This window comes from Gynuella sunshinyii YC6258 (assembly GCF_000940805.1).
In the GTDB taxonomy this organism is placed as follows: domain Bacteria; phylum Pseudomonadota; class Gammaproteobacteria; order Pseudomonadales; family Natronospirillaceae; genus Gynuella; species Gynuella sunshinyii.
The window spans coordinates 3,505,500-3,518,736 of record NZ_CP007142.1 but is presented as its reverse complement, the minus strand read 5'-3'; the positions used below and the strand labels follow the sequence as shown (position 1 = coordinate 3,518,736).

Annotated in this window: 9 protein-coding genes; 6 read left to right on the top strand and 3 right to left on the bottom strand. The window is 49.0% G+C overall.

The features are described from left to right. Positions 1-16: 16 nt before the first annotated feature. The 3 genes from YC6258_RS15225 to YC6258_RS15215 all read right to left on the bottom strand — a co-directional run bounded on the left by YC6258_RS15225 (position 17) and on the right by YC6258_RS15215 (position 6,191). Positions 17-1,033: a quinone-dependent dihydroorotate dehydrogenase gene (locus YC6258_RS15225; RefSeq protein WP_044617742.1), complete on the bottom strand. Its 1,017-nt coding sequence runs from the start codon at positions 1,031-1,033 to the stop codon at positions 17-19. A 79-nt stretch (positions 1,034-1,112) separates the two neighbouring features. Further along, positions 1,113-1,343, bottom strand: coding sequence for a DUF2835 domain-containing protein (locus YC6258_RS15220; protein WP_044617741.1), 231 nt, complete (start codon positions 1,341-1,343; stop codon positions 1,113-1,115). A gap of 27 nt (positions 1,344-1,370) precedes the next feature. Further along, entirely contained in the window at positions 1,371-6,191 is a 4,821-nt protein-coding gene (locus tag YC6258_RS15215; RefSeq protein WP_044617740.1) for an NAD-glutamate dehydrogenase, read from the bottom strand. 278 nt (positions 6,192-6,469) lie between these two features. On the opposite strand from YC6258_RS15215, the gene YC6258_RS15210 reads away from it, so the two are divergent. The 6 genes from YC6258_RS15210 to YC6258_RS15185 are packed head-to-tail and all read left to right on the top strand — an operon-like array spanning position 6,470 to position 13,235. After that, positions 6,470-7,426 (top strand): AAA family ATPase, encoded by a 957-nt coding sequence (locus YC6258_RS15210; protein ID WP_044617739.1) that lies wholly within the window; start codon positions 6,470-6,472, stop codon positions 7,424-7,426. Beyond that, a complete protein-coding gene (locus YC6258_RS15205) occupies positions 7,426-8,337 on the top strand; it encodes a DUF58 domain-containing protein (RefSeq protein ID WP_052830311.1) in 912 nt (303 codons plus the stop codon). The genes YC6258_RS15210 and YC6258_RS15205 overlap by 1 nt, the downstream gene beginning before the upstream one ends. Next, positions 8,337-8,786: a DUF4381 domain-containing protein gene (locus YC6258_RS15200; RefSeq protein ID WP_044617738.1), complete on the top strand. Its 450-nt coding sequence runs from the start codon at positions 8,337-8,339 to the stop codon at positions 8,784-8,786. The genes YC6258_RS15205 and YC6258_RS15200 overlap by 1 nt, the downstream gene beginning before the upstream one ends. Next, a complete protein-coding gene (locus tag YC6258_RS15195; protein WP_044617737.1) occupies positions 8,783-9,781 on the top strand; it encodes a VWA domain-containing protein in 999 nt (332 codons plus the stop codon). The genes YC6258_RS15200 and YC6258_RS15195 overlap by 4 nt, the downstream gene beginning before the upstream one ends. Next, positions 9,772-11,580 (top strand): vWA domain-containing protein, encoded by a 1,809-nt coding sequence (locus YC6258_RS27380; RefSeq protein ID WP_052830310.1) that lies wholly within the window; start codon positions 9,772-9,774, stop codon positions 11,578-11,580. Before YC6258_RS15195 ends, YC6258_RS27380 begins: the two co-directional genes overlap by 10 nt. Next, positions 11,574-13,235: a BatD family protein gene (locus YC6258_RS15185; RefSeq protein WP_044617736.1), complete on the top strand. Its 1,662-nt coding sequence runs from the start codon at positions 11,574-11,576 to the stop codon at positions 13,233-13,235. The genes YC6258_RS27380 and YC6258_RS15185 overlap by 7 nt, the downstream gene beginning before the upstream one ends. The last annotated feature ends 2 nt before the right edge of the window (positions 13,236-13,237 follow it).

The following is a 13,237-nucleotide window of genomic DNA, read 5'->3' as shown; positions in this document are numbered from 1 at the left end:
GGCCTCCGATCCATCGTTAAATATCGCGTATCGCTTCCACGCACTCGGTGATCAACTTCGGACCACGGTAGATAAAACCGGTATACAACTGGACCAGTTCGGCACCTGCCAGTATTTTTTCTGAGGCATGTTCGCCATTGAGAATTCCCCCAACACCCATAACCGGCAGCCTGCCGTCCAGGGCCTGCACCATTAATCGCTGGGTTTCGGTCGCCATATCGAGAACAGGCAAACCACTGAGGCCTCCCTGTTCCTGGCCATGTTGCAGATGTTTCACCCCTTCCCGGCTCACGGTGGTATTGGTGGCAATCACGCCATCGATGCTATTTTTAATCAGGCTTTCTGCAATTTGTTCGATACCGGCTTCATCCATATCCGGTGCAATTTTCACTGCCAGAGGCACGTATTTGCCAATCTGTTGGTGAAGATGGAGCTGTTCTTCTTTCAATGCCGCCAACAAACTGGACAGCTGATCGCCAAACTGAAGATCACGAAGACCGGGGGTATTAGGAGAGGAAATATTGATCGTTATGTATGAGGCATATGGATAGGCTTTGCGTAAACAGGTCAGGTAGTCGTCTGCGGCCTGTTCGCTGGGAGTATCTTTGTTCTTACCAATGTTTATACCAAGCACTCCGTTAAAACGACTTTGCCGGACATTGGCAATCAATTGATCAATGCCCTGATTGTTAAAGCCCATGCGATTGATAATCGCCTCAGCTTCGGGCAAACGAAACAATCGGGGTTTGGGGTTACCCGGCTGCGGCCTGGGGGTAACGGTACCGACTTCAATAAACCCGAATCCCAACGCCGCAAGGCCATCGATAAATTCGCCGTTTTTATCCATGCCAGCTGCCAAACCGACAGGATTGGGAAAGTCGATTCCCATCACCCGGACAGGCTTGGGAGCAACCTTCTTGCCGATCCAGCCTGTCAGATTCAAACGGGCCGCTGCTCCCAGCAGTTCAAGAGAGGCTTCATGAGCCGTTTCGGGTGAAAGTAAGAAAAGCCCTTTGCGCAACAAGTCGTACATCGGTATCCGCTCTTTGAAAAATTTGGCGGATTATAGTCTGTCATGCAACGGTTGAATATTGAAAAGCGAAACGGGCGGGCTATAAACGTTCAATCTTCTGAAACTTATGATGTCCGTCAAATATGATCCTGAAACTTCCCTGCACACCGGAACGGGTCACAAAGGGCTGTAAGATGCGGGCTGGAAATCGAACAACACGGCCATCTCTGGCCGTGGCTCTAACCTGATTCGCTGAGCCCCGGTACAACTTTATTAATTCTTCAGCAGAAATACTGATATCAACAATTAAAAAACTTTGTCCGGAACTCATAACCTGACCTGATCGGGTGAAATCCGCTTACTCTATTTTGGTCACCTGGGATAAATCAAGTAATTCCCGTATCGCAACCGAGTACATACTGAACTCGACATCACTGGCCGTTTTGATTTCCTTCATCATGCGGTGCCAACGGTTAACCAGCACTTCGTTTTTCTCTCGCCAGCTGGACAAAACGGTGTCCATATCCTGATCTTTGGTTTTGGCTTTGAGCAGACTCTGGGTAATGCTGCGTTGCTGCCATTCCAGATCATCCCGATAGGCCTCACGAGCACGTGCCTGCCAATGCGACCCAACACTCAACTGATTAAGCTGATCACCAAAGTCGATCAGATTCAGCTCATCACCAATGCGGAAGAACGTTCTGGCGCTTTCGATCACGCTGGTACCAGTAGTGCTGGCTACAGCGATAACACCCAGACAATTGTAGAGAAAGTCTGTAGTCACCACTTTGGCCGCCAGTACTTCCGGCACATTATGATCCACCAGCTTCTGTACCGCCTCCAACCACTGCTGCTGTGTTTCACCCACCAGAATATCCGGGAAGTTATCAGACAGTTTCTCAATAGCGGGTTGGTATTCCGCTATTATGTTCTCTACCTGGATACCGAGCCGGTTGTTTTTGATAAACCAACGGCTGGCACGTCTGACACTGCGAGAAGTCTTCAACATCATACGATTTAAAACCGACGATTCTATCTGTGAACCAAGATCTTCAATATCCCGCCAGATCTGCTTCAAACCGAACACATCACGGGCAGCGACATATGCCTTGGCAACTTCACACACGGTGGAACCGGTAGACTCCTGTACCCGGGTCAGATACGTAATACCCATATGGTTGTAGAGATCATTGGCCACTTGAGTGGCAACAATTTCATTTTTCAACGGATGGTTATACACGGCATCATAGTAATCCTTGACCAGCACCGCCGGCAGCGCGGTTTCAATTTCCCGTACCACATATGGATCATCACCTATATTGGCTTTGATCAACTGCTCTTTTAAATCGCCCTTACCGTAGCTGATCAGCACAGATAACTCTGGCCGGGTTAACCCAAGTCGGGAATTTTTCCGTTCAGAAATCTGTTCATCAGACGGAATAAACTCAAGTTCACGATTGAGTTTGTCCTCTGCTTCCATGGTAGAGATGAATCGACGATATTCTTCTATGCGCGCCAAAGATTCGCTGTCACATAACGACAGGATTTGCGCCTGCCTGTAATTGTTGGTAAGAACCAGCCGGGACACTTCTTCGGTCATTTCCTCCAGCCGGATATTCCGCTGCTTCTCTGTCAGGTCACCATTATGTACCAGACGATCCAGCAGAATTTTGATATTGACCTCGTGGTCAGAACAGTCCACGCCACCCGCGTTATCGATAAAATCAGTAAATGAGCGTCCACCTTTCAGGCCATATTCGATCCGGCCCAATTGGGTTAATCCAAGGTTACCACCCTCACCTACGACGCGTGCACGCAAGTCACGACCATTGACACGGACATTATCATTACTTTTATCGCCCACATCGGTATGACTTTCACTGAAGGACTTGACGTAAGTACCGATACCACCGTTCCAGAGCAGATCAACCGGTGCTTTAAGAATGGCGGAAATCAATTCATTGGGAGTCAAACGATCCTCTTTGATTTCAAACCGGGCTTTCATTTCTTTGGTAATGGTGATGGATTTGGCCGAACGCAGGAACACTCCACCACCGCTGGAAATCAACTTGGTGTCGTAATCGCTCCAGGATGAACGTGGCAGTTCAAACAGACGCTTACGCTCTGCAAACGCAGACGACGCATCCGGATCCGGGTCGACAAAAATATGCATATGGTTAAACGCTGCAATCAACCGGGCCTTATCAGATCGCAACAGGCCATTGCCAAACACGTCACCGGCCATGTCACCAATACCGATGACGGTGAATTCATCCTGCTGAACATCAATTCCCAGTTCGCGAAAATGACGTTGAACACTGACCCATGCGCCCTTCGCCGTGATACCCATTTTTTTATGGTCATAACCATGGGACCCCCCTGAGGCAAAGGCATCTCCCAGCCAGTGCCCGTACTCCAGTGCCAGTTCATTGGCGATATCAGAGAAGGTTGCGGTTCCCTTGTCTGCCGCGACCACCAGATAAGGATCATCTTCGTCGTACCGTATGACTTGTTTGGGAGGTACCACTTCACCATTAATGAGGTTATCGGTGATATCCAGCAGACCACGGATAAACCAGCGATAGCAGGCAATGCCTTCTGCCTGTATTTCTTCTCGGCTGCCGTTGGCCGGCAATTGCTTGGCAACGAATCCACCTTTGGCGCCAACCGGTACGATCACTGAGTTCTTCACCTGCTGGGCTTTGACCAGACCCAGCACTTCGGTCCGGAAATCTTCGTTACGATCAGACCAGCGCAGGCCTCCACGAGCAACTTTACCACCGCGTAGATGAACGCCTTCGACCTTGGGCGAGTAGACGAAAATTTCGTATTTTGGATAAGGCAGTGGCAGATCAGTAATCATGCGCGGCAGGAACTTGAAGCTGACATAATCTTTTTCGCGGCCATCACGGGTCTGATAAAAGTTCGTTCTGACCGTTGCACTGATCAGTTCCACATATTTGCGTAGAATCCGGTCTTCACTCAGGTTTTCAACAGCATCCAGCAGAGTCTCTATGCGACTGACGATCTTTTCCTCACGGCTCTCATTGCGCTTGCTGTGCTTGGGGTCAAACCTGAGTTCAAACAGCTTGTTAAGCTGCTCGACAATAGCGGTGTGGGACAACAGGGTCTCGGCAATGAATTGAGGGCTGAATGTTGAACCGATCTGTTTCATATATTTGGCATAAGCACGTAACATTGCTGCCTGACGCCAGTTCAAGTTTCCTTTCAGTATCAGTCGGTTAAATTCATCGTTCTCTGCCTTGCCATACCAGATGGCATGAAAAGCCTGATTGAACTGCTCACGATAGTTAGCAGGCTCAAGGTTCTCATCGTCCGGATACAACAGCGTAAAGTCATAAATCCAGCAGCTTTGGTTGTTTTCAATTTTGATCTGGTAAGGAAACTCATCCACGACCTTTAAACCCAGATTTTCCAGTACTGGAATCAGATCAGATAACAACAGCGAATGCTGCTGATGGAAGATTTTCAGATTCAGCTGGCTGCCTGACGGTTCATGGCTGCGATAGAAACTCAGCGCCAGCGAGGTGCTGTCATCGGAATACAGGGACTCCATCCGTTGTAAATCAATCACTGCCACTCTGGGGCTGTAATTATCCTGGTATCCGGATGGAAAAGAGTTGTGATAACGGCGGTAAAGCTCGATGCCCCGCTCTTCACCAACGCTGTCGATCAGTGCGGACTTAAAGTCATCCTTCCAATGACGGGAGATGGCGATGGCTTTCTGCTCCAACGCCATGACGTCAATTTCCTCCGTCATGGGTTTCTTGAGCTTGAACACATAGCGGGTTCGCGCCAGCACAGATTCACTGAAGAAGGTTGTGAAATCCCAGCTTTCCACGTCGAAATGCTCCATCAACATCAGCCGGATCTGCTCTCTCAATACGGTGTTATAGATGTCTTTGGGGATATACAGCAAAGAGGAGATAAATTTACCGTACACATCTTTGCGCACAAACAAACGTATACGCTTGCGTTCCTGAATGGCCAGCACCTGCTGTGACACGGTTAACAGTTCTTCGATACTGGACTGAATCAATTCGTCTTTGGGCAGAGAATAAAGAATCTGCGCCAGCTCTTTATAATTGTGAGTTCCGGGGAAGAATTCAGACTTTTCCAATACCTGCAGGATTTTTTTCCTCACAACCGGAATATTCTGGGCGCTGTTGTTATACACCGAAGAGGTATACAAACCCAGAATGCGGGCACCACCAATGACATTTCCTTTCTCATCAAACTGCTTGATCAGTATGTAATCAGAATAGGTCTCCCGGTGTACTTTGGATTTGTGGCCTGACTTCATGAATGTCAGCAGTTTCGCTTCATAAGCAAATCCCTGCATATCTTCCGTCAACTCGCTGAGATCCTCGACTTTGAGCTTTTTGTTCTTTTTAAATAACCCCAACGCACTGTCCGGAACCTGGATGACTTTGGCATCTTTGAGCTCATATTCATCGTAAGCCAGGAAACTAAAATGGTTGTTACTCAACCACTTCAGGAATACTCTGGTTTCATCCACTTCATCCGAGGGGATTCCGACGGGTGGCGTTTTACCCAACTCTTCTATCTTGGCCGCCACTTTGGCCTGCATCGCATCGAAATCAGCGGTAGCCAGCTCAACATCGGACAGGATGGTTTCTATTTCTGTGTTCAGATCGGTGATTTTTTCTGCATCAGAAACGTGATCGATTTCAAAACAGACCAGCAACTCTTTGTTATCAGAGTTCTGATTGATACTGGTCAGATGCCCCTGAGCATCACGCTCCACTCCCAGGGTCGAATGGAAAACAATATGAATATTCAATCCCGCACGGTTCAATCCGAGACGGACAGAATCAAGTACAAAAGGAATTTCCTTCGCCAGGATCATGATAATCGAATGACTCGACTGCCAGTCATTCTCTTCGAGGTTGGGGTTAAGGATATTTATTTTGGGACGTTTAGCCGTCCAATGCTCAAGGTGCTGCCAGAGGCTTAATATCAACCCCCTTAAATCCTCAAGCTCAATCTTGACCAGATCCTCTGGCGCCACATAGCTAAAGCATCTGTGGATGAGGCTGTGAATGGATTGCTGTAAAGATTCGGGAAATTCAGAGGCTACTCGCTGCTGGACGGTTTCAATAATTTCCTGCCTGGAAATTTGAGTCGGACTAAACATATATCCCTCATAAGGTTACTTTTATTGTTTTCCTTCAGGCTAGTCAATCTTGCTTAAAAAGACTAATCCAGCCCGTACTGGCTGTGTTTCAAACGCCGGCCAGACTAACAGATCCAACTGCATTCCAGTATGTCGTCACTGTGTACAGAATGTAAAAAATTCCGTCTCTACAGAACCTTTATACCGGGAGTCAGTAAATGTACCGGCTTGAACCAATGACTTCTCTGATTAAGAATACTCAGCCCAATAACCATTAACCGAATAAGGGGACCTATTGAATGTCATTGAGTGAGGCGTTCCAGACCTTGGAAAAGGACTTAGAGTCACAGGTAATAGACCAACCACAACTCGTCCGTTCTTTAATCATCTCATTGCTTGCGGACGGTCACCTGCTCGTTGAAGGTGCCCCGGGTCTGGCCAAAACCAAGGCGATTAAGGAAATGGCTGCCAGGCTGCATGGACACTTTAACCGCATTCAGTTCACCCCAGACCTGCTGCCTTCCGATATTACCGGAACCGAGATCTACCACCAGGACAGCAATCAGTTCGTTTTTCAGGAAGGTCCGGTGTTTGCCAATCTGATTCTGGCCGATGAGATAAACCGCTCCCCCGCAAAAGTACAGTCAGCATTATTGGAAGCCATGTCAGAACGGCAGGTAACGGTTGCCGGTGAAACCCGACGGCTGGACGATCTGTTTCTGGTGATGGCGACGCAAAACCCTCTGGAACAGGAAGGTACCTACCCACTTCCGGAAGCCCAGCTTGATCGTTTTCTGATGCATGTGTTCCTGGACTATCCCAACCGGGAAGCCGAACTCAAAATTCTCCGTCTGGTTCGGGGAGAACTCAAACAACCGGAACCAGCCGCACTGCAGATCACCAAGCAACAGACCATGGCCGCCAGACAACAGATTCTGGAGTTGTTCGTATCAGAAGCCATTGAGGAATACATGGTGCAACTGACGCTGGCAACCCGCCACCCCCAAACCTGGGGCGACGATCTGGCATCCTGGTTGACGGCCGGTGTCAGCCCTCGTGCCACCATCGCCCTGGAGCGATGTGCGCGTGCCCAGGCCTGGTTATCCGGTCGTGACTTTGTTACCCCTGACGACGTGCAGTCGGTCTTTCCCAATGTCTATCGTCACCGACTGTATTTGAGCTATGAAGCCATGGGCCAGGGCATCAGCTCAGAAACCGTCGTACAGACCATTCTGCAACGGGTACCCATTGCCTGATGACGGTTACAGACGCTTCCCCGACCCATATCATTGCTCGTGAACTGCATGCCTGGTCAGCATTGGCCAAACATCAGGCAGCTTTATCCCGACAACGCCGACCACACCATATGATGGGACATCGTATCTCCACTCATCGTGGCCGCGGTCTGGAGTTCGCAGAAGTACGCGCCTATCAGCCCGGTGATGATATTCGCTCCATTGACTGGCGGGTCACCGCACGAAAAGGAAAAACCCATACCCGGCTCTATCACGAAGAACGCGAACAGCCGGTGAGTATCGTATGTGACTTAAGATCTTCCATGGCATTTGGCAGCCAGGTCCGGTTTAAGTCGGTACTGGCTGCACACATTGCGGCATTATGTGGCTGGCTGGCGTGTTATTCGGGCAACCGTGTTGGCTTTGTCCTGTTGACCAATCAGGGGATTCACAGCCAGAAGCCCATGATGAGGGAACGCGCAGTCGATTTTCTGATTCAGAGTCTGGAACGGGCTGATCCCACCCGCATGACAAACGATAATGATACCGTTGCGGGCATGGATGAACTGGTCCGGCAACTGTCGCTTTCAACCCGCCCGGGATATCGCATCCTGTTGATCAGTGATTTCCCGGACTGGCAAGCCCTCGCGCCACTGAGCGGCCTGAAAGCCAACCGAGATATTGCCGTGTTGCACTGTCACGATCAGCTTGATGAACAATTGCCCCCGGCCGGTGAATATGTCATTACCAACGGCCGGCAAAAAGCCGTCATACATTCAGGCAACCGCCAGCAACGACAGCGCTATCAACAACTCTATGCAGAAAGGATTGCACACTTGAAAACCATCTCCGGCTATCAGCATTATTTTTCATTTCCAACCCATATCAGCCGCGAGAATCTGTTGCAATATGTTGGGGAGATCATGGCCTGATGAACGACGCTCTCGCAGACCTGAAACCGATCATTCTGCCGGATGCGCCCGGTTTATGGCCCCTGGCCTCAGGATGGTGGTTGGTGATCGTGCTTACGATATTATCGGTAACCGGTATCTGGTTCTGGATAAGACATAGACCACATAAAAAACCATCGCTGAAAAAACAGCTGCAACGATTGTGGAATACCGATCTAAACGCCCGGCAAAAAGGGATACAAGCCAATCTGATCCTGCGAGAATGGCTGTTCCTTGACAACCAGCCAGCTGCGTTCAGTCAGGAGCAATGGCTCAACAGGCTAGTTCAACTTGACCCCTGGTTTGACAGTAGCCCTGGTCGGCATTTTCTAATGCTGCCTTATTCAGGACAAAGTGCCACCGCTGATGATGTCAACCAATGGCAACAACATCTGACACCTATCTGTAAACAGTTGGAACAGCAAAAATGATACTCGCCTGGCCATATGCTTTGTTATTAATACCAGTCGCGCCGCTGTTACTCTGGAAACTTCCAGCCTTCAAAGCCGAAGGCAGCGCGCTAAAAACACCGTTTTATCAACAATGGCGCCGTTTCTTTTCCCAGCCGGCAGGTTTGGCAGAAGAAACCGGACATCATCATCTGCGCCTGGCTCTGCTGCTATTATTCTGGGTGCTGATCTGTCTGGCATTATCACGCCCGCAGCAATTGGGAGAACAGGAAATGATCCCAAACAGCGGCCGTGAGCTGCTGATGGCCGTGGATCTGTCAAACAGCATGCAGGAACAGGATCTGCAATTGAACAACAGTGATCGTTACGTTAATCGTCTTGTGGTCGTTAAAGATCTCGGGCAGCAATTTCTGCATACCCGCACAGGAGACCGTGTCGGGTTGATTGTCTTTGGCTCCAGAGCCTATATGTATGCTCCGATTTCCCGCGATCTGAATTCCATTGCAGAGTTGTTATCGCAAACCCAGATCGGTATGGCCGGACGTAAAACCGCCATCGGTGATGCACTGGCCCTGGCAGTCAAAAAGCTCAACCAAACCGATCTCAAGGATAAAGTGGTGCTGTTGATGACGGATGGATCCAACACCAGCGGTTCAATTGATCCTGTCCAGGCGGCTGAACTGGCTAAAAAATCCGGCATTAAAATCTATGCCATTGGTATCGGTGCCGATGAAATCATTGAACGCAGTTTCTTCGGCCTGCAAAAACGCAACCCCAGTGCAGATTTGGATGAAAACACCCTGGAAAAAATCACCAGTATGACCGATGGAAAATATTTTCGCGCCAAGTCAGCATCTGCATTGGAAGATATTTATCATGAGATCGATAAACTGGAACCGGCGGTTCGCAATGATGCCAAGGTACGCATTGCCAATGAGCTGTTTTACTGGCCGGCGGCCGGTGCTCTGCTTTTTTGGGGAATCATTATGATACTGGGGAGAAAGCAATGGAATTGACATTACTGCGCCCCTGGTGGCTGGCCACAATTCCGGTGGTACTTATCTGGTTATGGTGGCAACTTAAAAAACACAACGCAATGAATACCTGGGAACAGGTGATCGACCCAAACCTTCTGCCAGAACTGATTGTCAGTGGCAAAGCACGCGAACGGTGGCCGGTTATACTGAACAGCCTGGCCTTGATAACAGCTGCTCTCGGATTAAGCGGTCCGGCTATTAAAAATGCGCTGCAATCGACCAATCAATCTGATTTTCCAGTCGTTATTGTATTGGATCAAAGCCTGTCGATGGTGGCCCGGGATGTAAACCCCGATCGTCAGACTCTGGCAAAGCGCAAGATTGAGGACTTACTGAAAACAGATCTTGCCGACGCATTTGGCCTGGCCGTTTACAGTGGCAGCGCTCACATTGTCTCGCCCATTACCCGCGACAGCGAAACACTTAAAAACCTGCTTTCCCAGGTCAGCCCTTACATCATGCCGGCGTTCGGCAGTTCTGTGGTCGATGGTCTGACCCTGGGCCAGAAAATGCTGAATGACTATGGCGCCCCACATGGACAATTGCTATTGATCACCGATGGTATTGAAGATGCAGATATTGAGCGTATTAAAGATCTTAAACTGTATGCCGGACAACTCGCCATTCTACCGATCGGCACCCATGCGGGTGGCCCTATTCCTCTTCCGGAGAATCAGGGTTTCCTCAAACTCAATTCTGGCCAGAATGTGTTAGCGGGTGTTGATTTTAACCGCTTGACCCGACTGGCCAATGTGACTCAGGGTCAAATGTATCCATTAACTGTCGGAGACGAAGATTTATCGGCACTGATCAAACCTGAGCTTACCCGGGAACAAAACCAGTCATTGACCCGAACACACCAGGCCAAAGACTTTGGTTTCTGGCTATTGCTGCCGGCGATGGCCCTGTTTCTACCTCTGTTTCGCAAAGGCATTTTGGTCCCGGCGATCATATTGATTGCAATCGGTTTGCCCGATATAGGCTACTCTGCTTCTTTATGGGACCAGTTATGGAAAAACAACAATCAACAAGGCTATCAAGCGTTCCAGCAACAGCGCTACGAACAAGCGGAACAATTGTTTAAGCGCCCGGACTGGAAGTCCAGCAGTGCTTACGAACGGGGTGATTATCAGACCGCAACCCAAGGGTGGCAAAATATGGTTCAGCAAACGCCAAATGACTTCAAAGCCTGGCACAATCTGGGCAATGCCCAGGCCAAAGCCGGACAGTTAGAAGAAGCGCTTAAGAGCTACCAACAGGCTTTGGACCTGCAGGACAATCCTGACACACAGTATAACTATGATCTGGTCAAAAAAATGCTGAAGCAACAGCAACAGCAACAGCAACAGCAACAGCAACAGCAACAGCAACAGCAACAGCAACAGCAACAGCAACAGCAACAGCAACAGCAACAGCAACAGCAACAGCAACAGCAACAGCAACAGCAACAGCAACAAAATGATCAGAATTCTCAGGATCAGAACAAGTCCCAGGCGCAACAAAAAAACAGCGCTGAGTCACAAAAACAGCCATCACAATCCGATAAAAACCAGCAGGAAAAGTCCGAACCCGCAGAACGCAAACAAGATAAGGATGATGATTCGAAGCAGCAGGAAATGGCCCAGAGCAACCAGCCTATCCCCAAAAAATCAGATCAGGAAGTGGAACGCTGGATGAACCAGGTGGAAGACAATCCTGGAGAATTACTGCAACAAAAATTCAGTATTGAATATCAACTCAGTGGCAAACAAAAGCAAAACGAAGGACCCTTATGGTGAGAGTTATCCTGTTAATCACATTACTACTCGGCAGTCTCTGTTCTAACGCCGCGGTACTGGCAACGGTCTCCAGTGATCATATTCAGGAAGGACAAACATTGGAATTCAACCTGCGAACGGACCAGGTTAACGTTGATGCAGATTTCGAACTACTAAAAGTTAATTTTGATATTCTCAGTTCCAAGCAGTTCACCGACTCCAGAATCGGTCTGAGTACCGGCATCGTCCGAGTGACGGAATGGCAGCTGACACTCTCACCGAAGGCGACGGGGGTATTAAGAATTCCAGCGATAAAAGTGGGTCAGGAGAAATCTGATCCCATTGATGTGACAGTCTCACCGATGACGGAGCAACAAAAAACTGAACTGAGAAAACGCATGTTCATAGATGTCTCAGTGCCCAAGAAAGAGATCTATGTCGATGAGAACCTGATTATCTCAGTGAGATTTTATTATCAGGATAATATCCAGGGTGCCTGGGGTGACGTAAATGTCAACAACGCCATCTTTGAGCCCTATGGCAATGACAGCCGCAGAACGGTCAATACAAAGGGACAAACCTATCAATTAGTAGAGCAAAAATATCGCCTGAAGGTATTGGCTCCCGGAGAGTTCAGCCTTCCGGTTTTCAGTGTCTCCGGCGAATACAGCAATAACAGCAGCCGGCGCTGGACCCGCTTTCAGGTTCAATCAGACCCACTTACCCTGACAGTCCAGGACATTCCCGCCAGCTGGCCAAAAAATCAAAAATGGCTGCCGGCCTCACATGTCGAACTCAGTGAAAGTTGGGTGGGTCTCAAGCCTGAACTAACAGTTGGCGACAATGTCACCCGCACCATTCGCTTATACGTTGAAGGCCAGGACAAGAGCAGCCAGGCAATATTCCAGGCGCCGGATATGCCCCAACTCAAATTATATCGCGACCAACCCCTACTGAATGAAACCCAGGCTTCTTCCGGCCCGACATTTTCTCAGACCGAAACCTGGACTCTGGTACCGTCTGACAATGGCACCGTCATCCTGCCTGCCACTGAACTTTACTGGTGGGATGTCAACCAAAATGAAATTCACAAGGAGACTCTGCCGAAGCACAGTTTCACTATTGCCGGAGCGATGGGCTCTACAACCACACAAACCATTAAACCGGTGTTACAGGATGCGCCCGAATCTGATTCTGGTACAGCAGTCGCTGCTCCAGAACGATCAGCGGCAATATCGCAACCACAGGGGTTCAACATATGGATACTAACGACACTTGCCTTTCTACTACTCTGGCTGGCAACGCTTTATTACCTGTTCCGGACGCGATCGTTCAACAAAACCCCAGTAACTGCGGGGAAAAACCCTAAACCACAGAAATTCATCAAATTATTGGAGCAGCATTGTAAAGAGGATAAACTCCCCCAAGTATTACAGGTACTCGTAGCTGCAATTAATGAACATTCAGGCCAGAATTTCACCACGATTCAACAGGCCATAAGCTACTCTGACAATCTGAAATTCAATGAACTGGTCGAACAGATGATGAAATACCGTTATTCCAGCCAGCCAGATCAGTCTCCGGAATGTAAAAAATTGCCTGCGTTACTGAAACAGACCGCTTTCCGGCGGGCGACCAATCATCAGCAATCCTACTCAGATGTTCTGTATGGATAGAA